Annotated in this window: 18 protein-coding genes; 1 reads left to right on the forward strand and 17 read right to left on the reverse strand. The window is 56.4% G+C overall.

Annotated features, from left to right (window positions below):
- From ACR0B3_RS10525 to ACR0B3_RS10600, 16 genes are all read right to left on the reverse strand, one after another.
- The gene (locus ACR0B3_RS10525; RefSeq protein WP_480809014.1) at window positions 1-1,251 is read right to left on the reverse strand and encodes an ABC transporter substrate-binding protein; all 1,251 of its coding nucleotides are present in this window, start codon (window positions 1,249-1,251) and stop codon (window positions 1-3) included.
- Window positions 1,252-1,307: 56 nt separating this feature from the next.
- A complete protein-coding gene (locus ACR0B3_RS10530; protein WP_480809015.1) occupies window positions 1,308-2,831 on the reverse strand; it encodes an aldehyde dehydrogenase family protein in 1,524 nt (507 codons plus the stop codon).
- A gap of 4 nt (window positions 2,832-2,835) precedes the next feature.
- Complete coding sequence (locus ACR0B3_RS10535) at window positions 2,836-3,603, reverse strand: enoyl-CoA hydratase/isomerase family protein (protein ID WP_480809016.1); 768 nt, start codon at window positions 3,601-3,603, stop codon at window positions 2,836-2,838.
- Window positions 3,600-5,171, reverse strand: a complete 1,572-nt coding sequence (locus ACR0B3_RS10540) for an acyl CoA:acetate/3-ketoacid CoA transferase (RefSeq protein WP_480809017.1) — start codon at window positions 5,169-5,171, stop codon at window positions 3,600-3,602. Before ACR0B3_RS10540 ends, ACR0B3_RS10535 begins: the two co-directional genes overlap by 4 nt.
- Window positions 5,171-6,172 carry a Gfo/Idh/MocA family protein gene (locus ACR0B3_RS10545; RefSeq protein ID WP_480809018.1) on the reverse strand — a complete coding sequence of 334 codons (1,002 nt, stop codon included), beginning with the start codon at window positions 6,170-6,172 and terminating at the stop codon, window positions 5,171-5,173. The genes ACR0B3_RS10540 and ACR0B3_RS10545 overlap by 1 nt, the downstream gene beginning before the upstream one ends.
- Window positions 6,173-6,378: 206 nt before the next feature.
- Window positions 6,379-7,200 carry a TauD/TfdA dioxygenase family protein gene (locus ACR0B3_RS10550; protein ID WP_480809019.1) on the reverse strand — a complete coding sequence of 274 codons (822 nt, stop codon included), beginning with the start codon at window positions 7,198-7,200 and terminating at the stop codon, window positions 6,379-6,381.
- A 217-nt stretch (window positions 7,201-7,417) separates the two neighbouring features.
- Window positions 7,418-7,834: a universal stress protein gene (locus ACR0B3_RS10555; RefSeq protein ID WP_170758712.1), complete on the reverse strand. Its 417-nt coding sequence runs from the start codon at window positions 7,832-7,834 to the stop codon at window positions 7,418-7,420.
- A 119-nt stretch (window positions 7,835-7,953) separates the two neighbouring features.
- Window positions 7,954-9,132, reverse strand: coding sequence for a UxaA family hydrolase (locus ACR0B3_RS10560; protein ID WP_480809020.1), 1,179 nt, complete (start codon window positions 9,130-9,132; stop codon window positions 7,954-7,956).
- 12 nt (window positions 9,133-9,144) lie between these two features.
- Window positions 9,145-9,450 carry a UxaA family hydrolase gene (locus ACR0B3_RS10565; protein WP_170758714.1) on the reverse strand — a complete coding sequence of 102 codons (306 nt, stop codon included), beginning with the start codon at window positions 9,448-9,450 and terminating at the stop codon, window positions 9,145-9,147.
- Between the two features lie 18 nt (window positions 9,451-9,468).
- A complete protein-coding gene (locus ACR0B3_RS10570) occupies window positions 9,469-10,431 on the reverse strand; it encodes a zinc-dependent alcohol dehydrogenase (RefSeq protein ID WP_480809021.1) in 963 nt (320 codons plus the stop codon).
- Window positions 10,428-11,165 (reverse strand): SDR family NAD(P)-dependent oxidoreductase, encoded by a 738-nt coding sequence (locus ACR0B3_RS10575; protein ID WP_480809022.1) that lies wholly within the window; start codon window positions 11,163-11,165, stop codon window positions 10,428-10,430. Before ACR0B3_RS10575 ends, ACR0B3_RS10570 begins: the two co-directional genes overlap by 4 nt.
- Window positions 11,166-11,173: 8 nt before the next feature.
- Window positions 11,174-12,481, reverse strand: coding sequence for a histidinol dehydrogenase (hisD, locus tag ACR0B3_RS10580; RefSeq protein WP_480809023.1), 1,308 nt, complete (start codon window positions 12,479-12,481; stop codon window positions 11,174-11,176).
- Between the two features lie 36 nt (window positions 12,482-12,517).
- The gene (locus ACR0B3_RS10585; RefSeq protein WP_170686360.1) at window positions 12,518-13,849 is read right to left on the reverse strand and encodes a TRAP transporter large permease; all 1,332 of its coding nucleotides are present in this window, start codon (window positions 13,847-13,849) and stop codon (window positions 12,518-12,520) included.
- A 15-nt stretch (window positions 13,850-13,864) separates the two neighbouring features.
- Entirely contained in the window at window positions 13,865-14,380 is a 516-nt protein-coding gene (locus ACR0B3_RS10590; protein WP_480809024.1) for a TRAP transporter small permease, read from the reverse strand.
- 103 nt (window positions 14,381-14,483) lie between these two features.
- Window positions 14,484-15,629 carry a TRAP transporter substrate-binding protein gene (locus ACR0B3_RS10595; protein ID WP_480809025.1) on the reverse strand — a complete coding sequence of 382 codons (1,146 nt, stop codon included), beginning with the start codon at window positions 15,627-15,629 and terminating at the stop codon, window positions 14,484-14,486.
- A gap of 33 nt (window positions 15,630-15,662) precedes the next feature.
- Complete coding sequence (locus tag ACR0B3_RS10600; RefSeq protein ID WP_480809026.1) at window positions 15,663-15,872, reverse strand: hypothetical protein; 210 nt, start codon at window positions 15,870-15,872, stop codon at window positions 15,663-15,665.
- A gap of 153 nt (window positions 15,873-16,025) precedes the next feature.
- Here ACR0B3_RS10600 and ACR0B3_RS10605 point away from each other — a divergent pair, with 153 nt between their 5' ends.
- Complete coding sequence (locus ACR0B3_RS10605) at window positions 16,026-17,060, forward strand: LacI family DNA-binding transcriptional regulator (RefSeq protein ID WP_480809027.1); 1,035 nt, start codon at window positions 16,026-16,028, stop codon at window positions 17,058-17,060.
- A gap of 231 nt (window positions 17,061-17,291) precedes the next feature.
- Here ACR0B3_RS10605 and ACR0B3_RS10610 read toward each other — a convergent pair whose 3' ends face one another.
- The gene (locus ACR0B3_RS10610) at window positions 17,292-19,220 is read right to left on the reverse strand and encodes an amidohydrolase (RefSeq protein ID WP_480809028.1); all 1,929 of its coding nucleotides are present in this window, start codon (window positions 19,218-19,220) and stop codon (window positions 17,292-17,294) included.
- Window positions 19,221-19,265 lie beyond the last annotated feature (45 nt).

Consider the following 19,265-nt stretch of genomic DNA (forward strand, 5'->3'; position numbering starts at 1 on the left):
TCACTTGGCGATAGACACAGCGTCGACCAGTTCAACCACGGCTGTTTCGCTGTCATATTCACCGTTGAAGTGTGCGGTCACCACGTCATAGACCGCGTTCTTCACCGACGCCGGTGCGGCGTGGCCGTGGGCCATCGATCCGAACAGGTTGCCGGACGAAGCCGCAGCCGCCAGATCTTTCATGCCTTGTTGGCCGCATGCATCCAGATCGCTGCCGTCCACGTCAGTACGAGCAGGAACCGAACCCTTCACCTTATTGAAGGCAATCTGGAACGATGGCGACAGGATCGCGCTGGCTAGTGCGGCCTGCTCAGCCGACACCTCTCCGCCCTGGTCGAACATCGCAAACTGGTCTGCATTGAATGTCACCTGATCGGCTGTACCGGGGAAACGGAAGCACAAAAAGTCTTCTCCGGGCACCTTACCCGCGTTCAGGAATTCGCCCTTGGCCCAGTCACCCATCATCTGGAAACCAGCCTCGCCATTGATGACCATCGCGGTCGCCAGGTTCCAGTCACGACCCGAGAAGTTCTCATCAACATTGTCGCGAATGAAAGCCATCCGGTCGAAAGCCTCTTTCATGGCATCGCCACCCAAGGTCGCTTCGTCCAGATCAACAAAGGCCGCCTTATAGCCATCTGGACCCAACGTCGACATTGCGACCGCGTCGAATATGGTTGCGTCCTGCCATGCCTGACCACCATGTGCGATCGGCGTTATACCTGCGGCTTTCAGCGCATCAACTGCCGCGACAAATTCGTCCCAGTTGGTCGGTTGCGCAATTCCGTTTGCGTCCAGAACTGCTTTGTTCGCCCAAACCCAATTGGTTGAGTGCACGTTTACCGGGGCAGAAACCCACTTGCCGTCATGCTTGGCAAACGACTTCAGTGCGTCCGGAACGACATCGTCCCATCCTTCTTTGGCAGCAACCTCGTTCAGATCAGCCAGCGCGCCCTGATTGGCCCAATCCAAAATGTCAAAACCCAGCATCTGGACGGCGGTTGGCGCATTCCCTGCAGTAACGCGGGCGCGCAATACGGTCATGGCTTGCTCGCCACCTCCGCCTGCGACCGGCATATCGGTCCAACCGACACCCTGCCCAGCCAAGTCCTCTTTCAGCACGTTCAGTGCCGCGGCCTCGCCACCGGCGGTCCACCAGTGCAGAACCTCAACCTCTTCGGCTTGCGCCAGGCTGGTCGTGCAGAGCAGACCCGCCACAATCAACGATTTTGTCTTCAGCAGATTACGCATTCTTGTATCCTCCCTTAATGCGTTCTTCTTTTTCGGACCCAATTCAGTGCCCTGTCTTAGTCTTGCGGAACCCATGGCGCGCGGCTGTTGCCGATGCGCATGACCACTGATTTCACTTCGAAAAATTCCTCGAACCCGTAGCGTCCGATTTCCCGCCCCTGCCCGGATTGCTTGAACCCACCGAAAGCAACCTCGGGGAATCCGTCCATCCAGGTATTGGTCCAAACCGTTCCCGTTTCTGCACGACGGGCAAATTCCAGGCAGGTATGAACGTTCTCGCTCCAGACCCCTGCCGACAGACCGTAAGCGCTATCATTGGTCAGCGCGATCGCTTCGTCCAGTGTTTTGAACGTCAAGACTGACAGGACCGGTCCAAAAACCTCGTCGCGGGCAATCGGCATATCGGGTTGAATGTTGGTAACAATGGTAGGCTGATAGAACTGATTGCCCAGCCCCTCGACTTGTATTGTATCACCGCCCAGCTCAACCGTTGCGCCTGCCGCTTGAGCATCTTTGACGAAGGCATCAATCTTGGCGTTATGCTCAGGTGTAACGATCGCTCCGACCTGCGTCGTCGGATCCAAGGGATCGCCAAACTTGACCCGGCGCGACAATGCAATGATGCGTTCGCGGAACTCATCGGCAATGTCTTCGTGAACGATGATGCGGCTGCTGGAGTTGCAGCATTGGCCAACGTTGAAATAAACCCCGAAAACCACTGCGTCGGCTGCCGCGTCCAGATCGGCATCTGGAAAGATAACCTGCGGGTTCTTTCCTCCTAGCTCCAGTGCGACTTTCTTCAACGTATCCGATGCAACTTCGCTGATCTTCTTGCCCACCGCTGTTGAGCCGGTAAAGCTGATCATATCCACGCTTTCATGGCTGGACATCACGCTTCCGACGTGAACGCCGTAGCCCAGCACAATGTTGCAAACTCCCGCGGGCAGACCCGCCTCGATCAGCAACTCTCCCAGTATCAAGGTTGTTGATGGCGTCATCTCGGATGGCTTGACGACAACGGTGCATCCCGCAGCCAACGCAAATGGCAGTTTCTGGCTTAGGATCCAGAACGGGAAGTTCCAGGGCGTGATAATTGACACCACACCGATCGGCTCTTTCAGCACGACACCCATCATGTCAGCGCCTAACGTATTGTGGCTGTCGCCATGGGTGCTGCGCGCAAGTGAAGCGGCGTAACGCCAGAGATCCGCTGCCCCACCGACCTCGCCCTTCGACTGGCTGATCGGCTTTCCGCTTTCCAGCGTTTCGATCAGGGCGATCCGCTCCACGTTTTGCTCGATCAGGTCTGCAACCTTCAGTAAGACGGTTGCGCGTTCCTTACCTGACGCGCGGCTCCAGGCCCCGCTGTCGAATGCTTTGCGTGCACCATTGATCGCCGCCTCGGCATCTGCCTCACTGCCCAAAGCGGAACGGCTGACAATATGCCCATGCGAAGGCGAGCGGCGCTCGAACTTTTGACCCGAGGCGCTGTCTTGCCAAACGCCATCAATGAGATGACGGCCTTCGAACAACGGCGGCAACTCAAACGGGATGGCAGGGTTAATGGTGATATCTTTCATGTTGTCACAGACCCGAGAAATTGGGGTTTCGTTTTTCCATGAAGGCGGCAACACCTTCTTCGCGGTCGGCTGAGGCAGCAATTGCGGCGCTGCCCAAAGCTTCGACAACCGCGTGGGCGTCTTCACCAACCGCAGCATGGATCATGTTTTTTGAGATTTCTGTCGCGCGCGGCGATAGCGAGACAAGTTCGGATGCAATCTCAAGCGCCCGTGAAAGGGGGGCTTCCGCCAATTCTGTCACATAGCCCAAGGCCAGGGCGCGATCGGCGCCGATCCGGCGTCCGAACAAAGCCATTTCCTTCACCGCAGTTTCCGAGATCAGCCGCGTCAGCCGCTGAGAGCCGGACCATCCCGGAACGATCCCCACACGGGCTTCAGGCAAGGCAAGCGTGGCGCGGGGTGCCATCAGGCGCAAATCGCAGCAACTTGCAAGCTCCAGCCCGCCCCCGAAAGCATGTCCATTGATCGCCGCAATCGTCGGCTTTCCGATACGGGCCAGACGGTCGAAAATGCGATGACCATCGCGCACCCAGTGGCGCGCGAACTCTGCTGGGCTGAGGCCGCCCCATGCACCGATATCTGCGCCGCAGCAAAACGCCTTTTCGCCAGCTCCGGTCAAGACGATAGCACGAATTGAAGTGTCGCGCTCAACCTCAACCAAGCGAGTTTCCAATGCATCCAGCATATCAAGGGTCAGGGCATTCAACTTGGTCGCATTGTCCAGCGTAAGGACAGCAGTTCCATCCTCAATATGAAACCCAAGATTGCTCACAGCTTCATCCCCATCGGACCTTCGGTGAACAGAGATATCGGCATCTGAAGAGCATTTTCGGCGACCTTGACCCGCCCATCGGACGCTTGAACGATGTCGCGCTGCGCATCGATGCCTGGCATGATTTCCGTTGCAACCAAGCCCTCGTCCGTCAAGCGAATGACGCACCGTTCGGTCACATAAAGCACGTCCTGACCGGTTTCACGCGCGCGGCTGCCAGAGAACGTGACATGCTCCACCTTATCCACCATCTTGGTGAACTTGCCGGGCGCACCGACCTTGATGCCGTCATCAGTCAGATCAATCTTGGCACCAGCTTCGAACCATCCTGAGAACACGATTTTTTTGGCGCGCGCGGTGATATCGACAAAGCCACCGCACCCTGCGGTCAGATATGGCTTTTTACCCAGTTTCGAGACATTCACATTGCCTTCGACATCAACCTCGAGGAACGAGAGGAACGACATGTCGAACCCGCCCCCCTGAAAGTAGATGAATTGCTGCGGGGATGGCACATATGCATGTGCGTTGGATGCGCACCCAAATGCAAATCCGGTCAATGGTACACCACCCACGGCACCTTGTTCGATTGCCCAAGTCACGGCCTTTGGATGACCTTCCTCCAGCAGAATGCGCGGTACCATTGCGCTGATGCCGAAACCCAGATTGGCGCTCATGCCGGCGCGCAGCTCTTGCGCGGCACGGCGGGCGATGATCTTTTCCACACCGTGTTCGGCCAACGAGAAACTATCCCATGGGCGCATAATCTGGCCGGAAATGGCAGGATCGTAAGGCGTTTCGGTTGTCTGCATCTGCTCAGGGTCTTCAACGATCAGATCGACCAAATGACCCGGAACACGCACGTTATGCGGGCGCAGGCTGCCCTCGGCTGTCACGCGCTGCACCTGCGCGATCACCAGCCCGCCGTGATTGCGCGTGCTGATTGCCTGTTCCAGCCCACCCAAATAGGCCCCTTCGTGCTCATATGTCAGATTTCCGAACTCGTCCGCCGTTGTCGCGCGCAGCACACAGACATTCGGGTTGATGTTGGGGAAGTGCAGCCAAGTCTGACCGTCGAATTCTCTTCTGGACACGATGGGCTCTGCCGCGCCACGCGCATTCATCGCGCAACCCTCACGCACGGGATCCACGAATGTCTCAAGCCCGACCTGCGTCAAAACACCGGGGCGATGCGCGGCGGCCTCGCGATGCATATCGAACAAGATACCCGAGGGCACGTTGTAGGCCGCAACCCGATCCTCGACGATCATCTTCCAGATTTCCGGCATCTCAAGATTTGAGGGGCCCGAGGGATATGACCCGGCCAGTACGCGGCTTAACAAGCCGTCCTGCGCCAGATAGTCCATCCCCTTGACCCCATACATGTCTCCGGCGGCAATCGGGTGAAGCGTAGTGATATTGCGAGGATGTCCTTCAGCGCGAAACCGCTCGCCCAGCGCCTTGAGGACAAGGTCTGGACATCCCAGAGCCGAGGACGACGACACGGTCACAACCGCATCGTCGGGAATACGGGAAACGGCCTGCGTGACTGACACAAGCTTGGACATCAGAAGCCACCATAATCGACGTCGACGCGCTGGCCTGAGGCTGCAGCCTCACGAACGCTGAGAGCTATGGAAAGTGACTTTATCCCATCCGGACCATCGGCCGCCGGGCGCCCACTACCCACTGTCGCGGCAACGAACTCTGACACGCCCTGAGCGTAAAGCGAGTGATCAGAAAATGGGACGTCTTCACGACCAGCATCTGTAACCAGTTCGATTTTTCCAACCGGGCGCTGCGTCATCACTCCTTCCGCAAAGATCGACCCCTTGGTTCCATGCACCTGAAGACCTGTCCCGGCAAATGGGTGCGTAAAGCTTTCATGGGCCATAACCATCGCGCCCGAAGGCATGGTCCAGACAGACATGCAGGAATCTTCGACCCCCTGCCCCATCCCCGAACTAGCCATTTGCGCAACCACCGAAGCTGGGTCTTCGTTAAGCAGGAAACGGGTGACATCGGCGTCATGGACGACGATATCGGGGATCACACCACCGCCAGCATCGGCAGAATTGATACGCCATCCTTGCAAGCTCTCAGGCAAATGCACAGCGTGATGAATGCGGAGTGAAAGAACATCGCCGATACGTCCATTGGTAATGAGGTCGCGAATGGCGCGATGACTGCCTGAACAGCGCAGGTGATGATTTGTACCAAACGTCACGCCTGCAGCCTGGGCAGCGTTCACCATCTCGAGAGCTTCAGCTTGGGTCATCCCAAGCGGCTTTTCGCATAGAACATGCTTTCCAGCCGAAATGGCTGCCATCGCCTGTGAATGGTGTTTTTCGTTGGTGGATGAAATGTAAACGGCGTTCACAGCTTCATCTGAAAGCGCCGCGTTCAGGTCTGTCGTGGCGTTAGGAATATCGTGGTCTTTGGCCCAGTTTTGAACCCGATCAGAAGAATTGCTGACGATCCACTTTACTTGGTTGCCGCCCTGCTGACGTACCGCGTCCAACATCTGTTGCGAAGCTACGGTGCTCGCTCCGACAAAAACCCAGTTCATCTTTTTCTTCCCCAATAGTTGGAACGTTCCAAATTTATTAGTGGAACGTTCCAATTAATGCAAGTTAAAACTCAGCGAGCGCTCCGGCTCCATGAAATAATGCCTCAATGCGATGCGTGACGCCTCATTCAACATGCCGCCACGAATCGAGGGAACGCTTTAAAGCCAAGTCCCGACTGAATCGCAGAAACCAAGATTCTGGATCACTAGGACAGGCCGCACCCCTCAACCGTGACCCGGTGCATTAGACGTCGGTACCCGTGATAGTCGTTAATCGCCTTGTGCCAGGTGGCGCGGTTGTCCCAAATCGCGATATCCCCTGCTTGCCAGCGAACACGGCATTGGAATTCCGGTTGTCTGCAATGATCATAAATCAAATTCAGCACCGCAGCAGATTCATCCATATTTAACCCCTTGATGTCGGTGGTGAAAACAGGATTGACGAACAATCCACGCCTACCGCTCAGCGGATGCGTAATCACAACAGGATGCAAAGCGTCTTGCGTGGCCGCTTGGGCATTGCCCAGCCGACCGCTTTTAGCAGCCTCTGAGTCCATAGTGTTGGCGCCAAACACATGGCGCGAGGAATGCACCGCCCATAGTCCATCCAGAAAACCCCGCATTGCAGGCGACAAAGCCTCGTAAGCGGCAGCCATGGAAACAAACAGAGTATCACCACCATAGGGCGGAACCTCCAAAGCGTGCAGGAGCGACCCCATCGCAGGTTCTTGATCGTAAGAGTGGTCGGTGTGCCACCCTTCTCCCACTGCCTCTTTCTGATCTTTCTCTTTCAAAACCGTCGCGATCTCTGGATGCCCATCCACTGGCTTAAAGAAGCGGTTCACATTGATCGGTCCGAATCTGCGTGCAAATTCCAGATGCTCTTTCGGGCTGATGTGTTGGTTTCTCAGGACAATGACGGAATGCTCAGCGAAGGCGGATTGGATCTCATCAAACTGATCTTCGCACCGGACATCCGCCCCGGTAATCTCGGCCCCCAGCCCACCCGTAAGAGGTAAAACATTCATGCTGGCTCTCCCGGATCATTGAATTCAGATCGATTAAATGCCGATTGACTTATCAATGCCAACAATATCTGGGACGATGAAATTACCCTATATCGAGCACCAAGTTCGAACCAATCGGCAAAGACACCGCCTGGGCTTACATCGGATTGAAGTCGCCTAAACGACAGCCTTCTCGGCTGGCTTGATTACAAGTGCTACCTAACGCCTAGCAGTTCCCTCAGGTCTGAGGGCGCTGGATCAAGACGGAACACGATGCCCGGCGCGATACGCGCGCAGCTGTAGAACCAAGGAAATAGTCCATCGCCGAAGGGTGATGTGCCCCGACAATGATCAGATCAGCGCCGATCTCGCGCGCGACTTCGGTGATACGTACCCCGGGCTTACCAGTCTCGACCTGACAAACAACATCGGTTTCTTCTCCGGCAATCGATTTGAGAGACCCCATGATTTTGTCGGTCAGATGGTTCTCGGACTTTACGGTCACGAACTCTGCAGCAAAGCCCGGTATCTGTTCCAAAACAGTGAGCAATGTAATCTTTCCACCTGCGGCCAAGAGCTTGCGCGCCGTGGCGATTTTGTCGGCAACCAGTTCTTCATGATCGATTGCAACGGGGATCAAGATGGATTTGTACATGTAGGGCACTCCTACTGGGTTGAGGTGACGTCCAAGACCAGGGCATTATTGCTATTTCAATGGGATTTCCCAAAGATACGGGCGGCCACTGCAATTGCAGATGACCGCCGCGCGGGTTCTTAGGCGCTGCGGTACAGCTTGGTCATTGAGAACTCTCGATGCCCCAGTGCTTCCGCCGCTGTGTTGCGACCGTTTGCGGTTCGACGGATCATATCGATCAGCGCATCGCCAGCCTCATCAATGGTTTGCTCACGGCGCAGAATGCCCGAGACATCAACATCTACATGCTCGCTCATAGTGCGCACCGTGCGCGGGTTGGCGGTAATTTTGATGACCGGAACGATTGGATTGCCCACCACGTTCCCCTGCCCTGTTGGGAAGGTATGGATCACCGCACCACCTGCGGCCATCAGCGTCACGCATTCCGCCGCCGCCGAAGAGCTGTCCATGAAGTAAAGCCCTTTGCCCGAGCTCGGCTGTTCGGCTGGTTCCAGAATATCAATGTATTGCGAGGTGCGACCAATCTTTTCGAGATTGCCCAGCGCTTTTTCCTCAATCGTGGTCAGGCCACCCTCGATATTGCCCTTTGTCGGTTGGCTGTCGCTCAGGTCATCGGTTTGATGCGCGAAAATCACATCGTCCTGATAGGCCTTCCACATCTTGTACCAACGCTCGCCGACCTCTTCGTTGATGGCACGTTTCTGGCAGATATGTTCCGCACCAGTAATCTCGGATGTTTCACCAAAGAACCCGGTGATCCCTTCAGGCAGCAACTTGTCATACATGTTGCCAACGGTCGGACAAGAACCCAGACCCGTCGTCGTGTCACTCTCACCACATTTGGTCGAGATCCACAGCTCGTTGATCGAGCATTCCTCGCGTTGAACCTCGGTTGCCTTATGGACAAAGTCCTTGGCCGCCCAAGAAGCGCGACGGATGGTTTCGAAATCGCCCTTCTGTTCGATAGAAAACTCGGCCACTTCCTTGCCGGTCTCGCGGATGCCGTCTGCAATGCGCTTGGTCCATCCGGGCTCGATCCCGATGACGACTACCGAATGCACATTCGGGTTGGCTCCGGTGCCGATCATCGTGCGGAAATGAAGTTCGAGGTCTTCGCCAAACTGCAGTCGACCATAGGCATGCGGGATCGCCAGCGTGCCTTTGACGTTATTGGCCACCGCTTCGCACGCAGCATTGGAAATGTCATCGACGGGCAGGATCAGCACGTGGTTTCGCACGCCAACGCGGCCATTTTCGCGCCGGTAGCCCATGACGGTCATGTTCGAATATTTGCTCATGATATTAGCCCCTTACCAGCGCTTGGTCTTACAGTTATGCGTATGGACATGCCCGCCTTGCGGAATGTCTGCGATGATTTTGCCGATGTCCTCGCCGTACTTGATCGCGGTATCCCCGTCCTTGAGGTCTTTGAGCGCAATCTTATGGCCAATCGGAACATCCGCGCCTGCGGTCAGGCGAAAGGTCGAATTGTCGTGAGTAATACAACACAGCATGTCAGTGCCCGCGGTCAGGCCTTCGACCACCACAACACCGACATTGTCTTCATCTTCATGCACCAAAAGGTGCGGTATTTCGTTTGGGGCTGGATTTGACATCAACGTCTCCGGTTTTCGCTATGGTTTAAGGATGGTTTTCGGCGCAAGCGTTCGGCCTGCGCGAATGTCTGCAAAGGCAGCGGTCCCGTCGGACAGCCCACGCGTTTCGACCCAGTCAAGCGGGCCAAGGCGGCCATCAAACATGGCGCTGCAGGTGTCGCGGAAGTCCTGTGCGGTATAAGTGTAAGTGCCGATCAGGGTGATTTCCTGCAGCGTAATACGCCGGATATCGAGGCCCCCTTCAGAACTGCCAAGGCCGATATGCAGGATCACCCCGCCGGGGCTAACGAGTGCCGAGGCAACGGCGCGGGTGGCTGCGAAACCCACAGCGTCGATCACCAAGGGGATGTCCTGCTCTGGCGGGTCCACCACGTCGATCCCGCAGTGTTCGCGCAGATATTCAGCGCGGACTGCATTCGGTTCTGACAGAGTGACTTTCTTGACCCCCATCGCGTTTAACGCCAGCGCTGCTGCCAGACCAATGGCGCCGCCGCCGATCACATGCGCCCGTCGTTCATCTGCCGGGTGCAAGGCTGCGAGCCCAAGCCGCACCGCATGCCAACTCACGGCTATCGGTTCGGCCAGCGCAGCCTGTTCAAGCGTGACGTGTTCAGGCACTTCAATCAGATTGCGCTCTGGTACCGAGACATACTCGGCAAAAGCGCCTTCGCGCGGTGGCATAGAGATGATCTGTCGCGACGGGCACAGATTCTCGCGCCCGGACCGGCTTGCGGCACTTCTAGGGTCAGTCACCAGCGGGTTGATCGTCACGCGGCGACCATCAGCCGTCACCCCTGCCCCTTCATGGCCGAGGATCAGCGGTGCGGGTCGTCGGTCATCATGGCCCAGATAGGCGTGCATGTCGGACCCGCATATCCCGACGCTGGCGATGCGGACAAGAACTTCACCGGGGCCTGGTTCCGGATCTGTGAAATCGCGGTATTCAAGCGTTTCGACATCGGTGTAGACCAGAGCTTTCATTTCGCCGTGAACCCCCCGTCGACCATCAGAACCTGTCCGGTCACGTAGGCGCAGGCATCGGAACAAAAGAAAAGCAGTGGGCCATCAAGGTCTTCGGGTTCACCGTTTCGACCGATGCAGGTTTGTGCAGCGTTGCGGGCGGCACGTTCAGGATCATCGAACACCGCAGCCGTCAGCTCGGTTCGGAAGAACCCCGGGCCGATTGCGTTTACGCATATCCCGCTTGAAGACCAGGCCTCGGCCATTGCCCGTGTCAGTTGCGCTATACCACCCTTCGACGCGCCATAGCTAAGCCCTCCGGGAAAGGCTCTGCTGGATTGAAGCGAAGCGAAATTGACGATCCGCCCCCAACCCTTGGTCTTCATTTCAGGCACAAGGTGCTGCGACAAAAAGAAAGGAACCGTCAAGTTTAATCCCAGTGTGATGTCCCACCCTTCAGGCGATACATCATCCGCAGCCTCGCGCGTGTTTATCCCGGCGGCATGTACCAGAATATCCGGGGGCCCAAACGGCTGTGATGCGGCAGCGGCCAGCTCTGCCAACCGATCGCGATCCGAAAGATCCCATGGCAGCGCATGAACCTGATCCAGCTCGGCCAACGCTTCTGCACGTCGCGCGACGCCCACGACCTTAACGCCGGCATGCGACAATACCTCTGCCGCTCTGCGTCCAAGGCCGGAGCTGGCCCCGGTCACAAGAGCGGTATGTCCAGTGAGATCAGGATGATAGGTCACGGGTTGGGTCAGTCTTCGGCTGTCAGGTCAAAGTTTTCATCGGGGAAGAATTTGGCCAGCCGAATATCCGCGGTACGCGCATGCCCCTCCATACCTTCAAGACGCGAGATACGGGCGGTCGCCTGCGCTATCGGCTTCATCGCATCGACGGTCGAGCGCTGCCACGTTACGATCTTCATGTATTTGTGCACGCTGAGACCACCCGTGTACGTGGCCGCTCGACTTGTTGGCAGCACGTGATTGGTGCCCGAGGCCTTGTCGCCAAAGGCAACCGTGGTCTCTTCGCCCAAAAAGAGCGACCCGTAGCAGGTCAGTCGATCCAGCCACCAATCAAGATCATCCGCCATCACCGTGAGATGTTCCGGCGCGTATTGATCCGATGTCGCGGCCATTTCTTCGCGATCCACGCACAGGATGACTTCGGCATAGTCACGCCACGCAGCGGTTGCGTTTTCGCGGTTCACCTCGGGCAGGTCCTCGATCAAGACGGGCACCAGGCGCATGACTTCTTCGGCCAGATCGCGATTGTCGGTGACCAGCCAGACCGGTGAGTTATACCCGTGCTCGGCCTGCCCAACGAGGTCGGTCGCAACAACCATCGGGTCAGCGGTGACATCCGCAAGCACAAGACTGTCGGTCGGCCCCGCGATCATGTCGATGCCGACACGCCCGAACAGTATACGCTTTGCTTCGGCCACAAACTGGTTGCCGGGGCCCACAAGAATATTGGCTTTGGGAAGGTCGAACAGCCCGAAGGTCATAGCCGCAACGCCCTGCACGCCACCCATGGCCATGATCTTATCCGCGCCACAGATATGCGCCGCGTAGACGATCGCAGGCGCGATACCAACATCCGGGCGCGGCGGTGAGCACGCGACAATGTGCTTACATCCCGCCACCTTTGCCGTGGTGACCGTCATGATCGCGCTGGCGATATGGCTATAGCGTCCGCCTGGGACGTAGCAACCGGCTGCATCCACCGGGATCATCTTTTGGCCGGCAGTCAGGCCCGGCACGACCTCGACCGCGATGTCGGTCATTGATGCCTTTTGCGCCTCGGCAAAGCGTTTGACGTTGCTGTGACTGAACTCGATATCACGCTTCAGCTTTTCCGGGACAGCATCCATCGCAGCCTGAATTTCGTCATCGCTGAGAATGACGTTGCCTTCGTAATTGTCGAATTTGGCGGCGTATTCCAATGCCTTAGCATCGCCACCTGTTTCGATATCAGTCAGGATTCCCTGAACAATTTCGCTGACATCCGACGCTCCGCTGCGCGCGGTCAGCGTGGCTTTCTTCAGGTATTCACGGGTCATTAATTAGGTCCTTTTCTTACCGCGTCTTTCGGCGGCTTATCGATAGACATCAGGCAACAGCGAAGTAGAGAACGCCGGGATATAGGCGATCATCAACGTCACGATCAGCATGAAGAAAACAAACGGGATGGCGCGGTAGGCGATCTTGAGGATCGATTCCCCCGTGATCCCCGACACAACGAACAGGTTCAGCCCCAATGGCGGCGTGATGAAGCCCACACCCAGCGCCGTGATCATCATGATGCAGAACTGAATCTGGTTCATCTCGATCTCTTGCGCCAATGGGTACAGGATCGGCGCCAAGATCACGATATTGGGCGTCGTCTCCATGACACAGCCCGCAATGATCAGGATCAGAACCATCATAGCAATCAGTACGAATTCGTTACTGCTGACGGAGGTCAGAGCTCCGACAAATCCCTGCGGCACGCCGATGATCGCTAACGCTTCGGCCAGCGGAATCGAGAAGGCGATGATCGGAAGAATTACGCCGTTGACCTTGGCCGAACTGACCAGCATCGCCGGGAAATCCGAAAGCTTCAGGGTGCCAAGGATAAACCCAATGAATATGGTCACAACGACCGCCACAGCGCCTGCCTCGGTCGGGGTCAGTTTACCCGAGAAGATGCCGTAGAAGATGATGCCGGGGACAAGGAAAGCGTACCAGCCGGACTTAACCGTCTTCCACAGGTTCGCGCGCCATTCGGCTGCGGTCATCATCCCGCCACCTTCCCAAAGGTTCAGTCGGTTCATCACAACATTGGTGATGAGGATCGCCGTCAGGATCAGAAGGCCGGGGATCAGCGCGGCGAGGAACAAGGTTGAGACTGCTATACCCAGCACGAGGCCAATGATGATGTAGGCGATGGAGGGTGGGATAAGGATTCCGGTACAGGCCCCCGCCGCGACCAGCGCACAGGCGTATGGGCGAGGGTAACCGCTCTCAACCAGTCGGTCGATGGTCATGCGTCCGACCGCAGCCGCACCTGCTGCGTCCGATCCTGAGATCGCCGCGAACATACCACAGACCAGAACAGTGGCCGATCCGAACCCACCCTTAGCCCAGCAGGTCAAAGCTTCGGCCACATCAAGGAATTTCCGACTGAGCCCGGTTCGGACAAGCACGTCACCTGTCAGGATAAATAACGGCACAGCCGTTAGTGCAAAGGCGTCGATGCCTGAGAACAGCTTTTCACCAACGAGGCTCAGCGGAAGCGCGCCCGACATGAGAAGCATCGTGATCGAAGCTGCACCGATTGCGGCCCAAACCGGTACGGCGAGCGCCACTAGAGCGACGAAAAGAATGACAGAGGCGTAGAAGTCCCATCCAAGTTCCAGCGTTTGACCGCCGAGTTGTTGCCACATCATGGCTTAGGCCCCCCTTTAATCGAACAACTTGTCGCCTTCGTAAACGGGACGGCCCGTTCGAAGGTCGGCAACATCGCGGAGGAAAGATTGCACCAGCCGGAAGATGACCAGTGCGAAACCAAACGGCACCGCCATGAGGAAAAAGACCTGGCTGATCCGTAGACCGTGCGTGACGGATCCGAATTTCCAGGACACGTGAACCGTCTCCCACGACCAGTAGATCGCGACGAGCGCCACGATGAACATAACGATGTCGCCGAAGATGTAGAGCAGCGTTTTGACCGTGCGCGGGACATAGTGCATCAGAACATCGATGCGGATATGCCCGCGTTCCTTGACCGCGGCGGCAGCACCGATCCATGCGAGATAGATAAACGCGTACCGGACGATTTCTTCGCCCCAGATGGACGAGTAGGCAAAGACCTCGCGCCGGACCACTTCGATGAACATCGTGCCGACGAGCATGACGTAGAAGACTAACAGCAGCCAACGTTCAGCATTTTTATCAATCGCTCGAAAGAGCTGAGACATAGCATCCTCACTACCGCCGCGCGGGGCCGACGTGTTCTAGTGGTGTTTTGGGTGAGCAAACATCTGGTGAGCCGACGCCCAAGGCGTCGACCCAGAGACGCGATCAGGCGTCGTGCACGTAGTATTTCGCACGCGTATCTGCGGCTTCTTCCAGCTTGGCGAACGCATCCATCGATCCGGCCAGCTCGGTCTTGAAGCTGTCCCATTCGCTGCGCTGATAACCACCGGCCTCTTTCCATTCGGCCAATTGATCTTCGCTGAGCGAGTGGAACTCCACACCGTTTGCGATCAATTGAGACATCGCATAGGCCCGTGCCGAAGGTACTTTGGACAGGTTCTGCTGCTGGGTGACTTCGCCCGCAAACTCGATACCTTCCTTGACGTCCATCGGTAAACTATCAAACCATTCAAGGTTGATCGAATAGACCTGACTGTCAGGCACCGCTTGAGTGAAGGTCACATGGCTGAGGATCTCACCAAAGCCAAAGACATGCAGCGCGCCCACTGAGGGATCAAGCGCATCTGCGACGCCTTGCCGGATCGCTGACGGCGTTTCACCCCACGCAACAGGCGTCGGGTTTGCACCCACCATCCCGTAATACTGTTGCAGCATTTTCGAGCCAGGCACGCGGAATTTCACACCAGACATATCTCCGGGCGTGATAATCGCGTTGCCCCCCTTGCGAACCGCGACGACTCGTGGGTCGATCACGATATACATCAGCGCCTTGAACCCTGATGCCGCGATCTTGGGGTCAACTTCTGCTTTCCACGCTTCAGATGAAGTCAGGTTGGTGAACCGCTGATTGGATCCACAGAAATACGGAAGGTTGATCAGATCAACCACGCTCGCGAAAGGCGCGAAATTCGAAAGCGAATGTTGCGCGGCTTGAATGGTTCCACCTTGCACAGCCTGCGCCAAAGCGCCGCCAGCGCCCAGCTGACCGCCGGGGGCAAGTTTCACGTAGATCTTACCATTCGTCATGTTCTGGATGTTTTCTTTCAGGTCCAGCTGCATGATCGGATAACTACGAGATGCGCCCAGTACATAAGCCGTCGCCAACGTCATTTTGAATTCAGCAGCGTTCTCGCGATCACGCTCCTCGGCGGCCGTCTGAGCTGCTGCCTCGCTGGACCACAAAGTCCCGGCTGCACCCGCCACCATGGCAGCTGTGAACGAACCCGTGCCCGCTAGCTTTAGAAAATTTCGCCGCTCGGCCGACGCGAGCTCCTGTTTGGTCTTGTCCATGTGTGTTCTCCTCCCGTTTGGACTTTTTCGGATTTATTCCTTTGGTTTTTCCTCCGAAATTTCTTGTGCTTCGCTGCGAAGAATGCCGACCGAAAAGGCGATGGCCGCCGCAAACAAAATCAGCATTTCCCAGACATTATTGACCAGAGGCGCTTTCGTGACCGCTCCGATCACCACGTTCGCAACAAACGCGAGCAGTAATATTGCTGCTATCAAGTATGGCATGTGTCCTCCCAAACCCATCCACGGTCTCGCACTGAGTCGCACGCAATGTAAGCGCTTACATTTTATGATGCAAGCGCTTACATTGCGACTATGGCACACTTGTCAATAACTTCATCCTTTTGCTGAAACGTGACTTGGGCTAGGAGCCAGTCCATAAAGACAAGATTGATCATGGCTCAGAACGGAAACGAAAACCCAGTCCCGACCCTTGCTGATGTCGCACGTCTGGCAAACGTGTCGACCGCAACGGTCTCGCGCTGCTTGAACTCACCCGACCGGGTCGGACATGCCACACGCGAACGCGTGCTCGCGGCGGTAAACGAGCTTGGGTATGCGCCAAATTTCGGCGCGCAGGCCCTTGCGGCGCGCCAGACAAACACCATTGCTGCCGTGATCCCAACTATGGAAAACGCCGTTTTCGCGCGTGGTTTGCAGGCGTTCCAGGAAGAACTGGTGCGGCACGGAAAAACCCTGCTGGTCGCATCTTCGGCCTACGATGCCGAACTTGAAGAGCAACAGGTGCGCGCCTTGGTGGCACGGGGTGCAGACGGGCTTTTGCTGATCGGATATGATCGCGCGCCTGGCATCTATGAATTCTTGGAGAAGCGGCAGGTTCCGACACTTATCTCCTGGTCGTTCAACTCCGATGAGGCGCGTCCAGCCGTCGGTTTTGATAACCGAACCGCGATGTCGGCTCTTGCGCGAGAGGTCATCGCACAAGGGCACCAACACATCGCCTGTATTTCTGCGCCGATTGGTTCAAATGATCGGGCACGGGGACGCGTAGAAGGCATTCGCCAAGCAAAGGCCGAGGCAGGACAAAACCCTGGCTCGCTGCTAATCGTTGAAACTCCTTACGGCGTCGAGACTGGCGAAATCGCTTTTCGCGACATCATGGCAAGAGCACCTCAAACGACAGCCGTAATGTGTGTGAACGACGTTCTGGCTGTAGGGGCATTGCGCGCGGCCCGAGCAATGGGGCTTAAGGTGCCCAAGGATATCTCAATCACAGGTTTCGACGATATCGAAATTGCAATGCTAGCTGAACCAGCACTTACGACTGTCCATGTCCCGCACCGCGATATGGGCCGTCGGGCAGCCGGCATGCTCATCCAGATGTTGCGGGATGGTACGAATGCTCAGAGCGTTGAGCTTCCAACGGAAATTCGGTTGCGTCAGTCGTTGGGCGCTCATCGCACTGTGTAGAGGCCAACAGGTTACAGTCATCTGCAAGTTGTCGAATTTCAAGCGTGCGCAAGGCCCCATGTCGCTTTGAGGCAATACCGATAGCGACTTTACTAAGAGCAGTATCCGCTGCCTAAGCTGTGTTCTATGCCTCGACTGTTCAAGAGGCCTCATTGCTTACTAGTAGGCGCCCCCTATCCAGGCATTGAAGATCAATGCGCGACCAGCACAGTTTGGCTTCCCTGTGTTCAGCTATTGGCTATCACTAGCTGTTACAATAAGCGATGCCGTAACAATGTCCCCTAGCGTGCCTACCACACAAGCACCCGAATGCGGTGCGCGGGACAGAACTGATGGACGTATCCGGCTTAGCGCGCCGGGCGAGTTTTGCATCTCTTGGGCAATTGCAAACGACCGCAAGAAATCCGCATAGGGATCGTTGCCATTGCCGCGTGGTCTATAGTTCAGATGTCCTTCTCGTATTCCTTCTTCGAAGATTGTTTCGTCTTCTTTGATTGTGGCAACGACCCGGTTCTGATCCAGCGTTTCAGGATCAATAGCGGTAGGATCTTGTGCCAGGAGGACAAAATCCGCGAGCTTTCCCACCTCGATCGAGCCTTTTTGGTCCTCCTCGAAATGCTGCCAGGCAGGCCAGATCGTTAAAGCCTTCAAGGCGGTCATTACATCAACGCGCTGGTGCGGCCCAAGAATGTCCCCTGAACGGGTCCGGCGTGTGACAGTTGCATCAAGAATGCGCATGCTGTCCGGAAACGCCACCGGGGCATCATGGTGCGATCCGAACTTCATGTCTCGTTGAACGAGCCAACCTGTGGGTGAGATGTTTTCCGCATTGATTGGCCCAACAGTGTGGTCCCGATGCCAATCCCCCCAATAAAAAGTGTGCATCGGAAAAAGCGACGGAAACACGCCAAGGCGTTTGTAGGCATCCACCTGATCTTCCCGCATGAACTGACCATGGATCAGTACCGGGCGATTTCCCGGGTCACCGTATTTGGCTTGTGCAACCTCCAACGCCGCGATCAGCATATCCGAGGCACCTTCGCCATTGGCATGCGTTATGATCTGGAAGCCGTTCTCGTAACACCAGTTTACAGCCTCCTGTACTTGTTCCATCGTTACCGCAGCATAGCCGGCATAGCCTGCCGGGTAGTCGCCCACCGGATTGTAGTAGGGCCGATCCCGAAGCGCCGTAAAACCCTGTGGTGACCCATCAATAGTCAACTTACAGCCGCCAACGCGAATACCGTCTGAGTAGTCGGCTGAGGCGTTTTCGGCGATATAGTCTTGTGCCTCCAAAACGTCGGGAAACGCCACGACATCGATCGGGATTTTGCCCTCGGCGGCAACGGCTTTGAGGGCTTCAACAACCTCTGCCGAAGAGCGCCCATCCTGCGCCGTCGTATACCCAAAACTCGCCCAAAGCTCGGCGCCCGCTTCGGCGAATGCCAACAGGGCTTCCGGCCCTAGTTGGCCCAGAATTGGGACAAGCGCACCGAAGAACGCATATTCCTCAAGAACTCCATTCGGTTCTCCGTCGCCGTCTCGTTGTATTATGCCACCTGCCGGATCCGGAGTGGACGCATCAAAGCCAACAAGTTCAAGCGCTTTGGAGTTGGCGACCCCGAGATGACCGGATTGATGCACTATGATGATAGGCAGATCAGTCGAAACTGTGTCCAGGTCCGCACGGGTCGGATGCCGCAGCTCTGCAAGTTGCGCGTTATCGTATCCAAAGCCAATAACAACACCTGTACGTTCGACTGCTTCGGTATTTTCGCTTAACCAATCGCGCAGCGTATCCTGAAGGCTTGCTATGTCCGTTACACCTCCGTCAGGCGGAGCCAGTAAATTGGCCGAGAGCGCTTGCAAACCACCAAACACAACGTGCCCATGACTATCGACAAACCCCGGGAGCATCGTCCGGCCATCCAAATCGAACAGTTCGGTAGCATCACCCTGGGCATTCATGACTTCTGCAAGATCACCTACCGCAAGGATACGTCCGTCTTTGACGGCTACGGCTTCGACTGTCGGCTGTTCATCATTGATCGTTAAGATGGGACCACCCGTGTAGATGGTGTCAGCAATCTCTTGTGCTGTCGAAGGTCCTGCGACAATCGCGGCAACAGCAACTGCTGATCTAAAATACTTGTAGTACATCAGTTCGCTCCTTCAATTTATTCCAACATAATCCCAGAAAACCGT

The sequence above is a fragment of the Ruegeria sp. CE9 genome, from assembly GCF_056537425.1.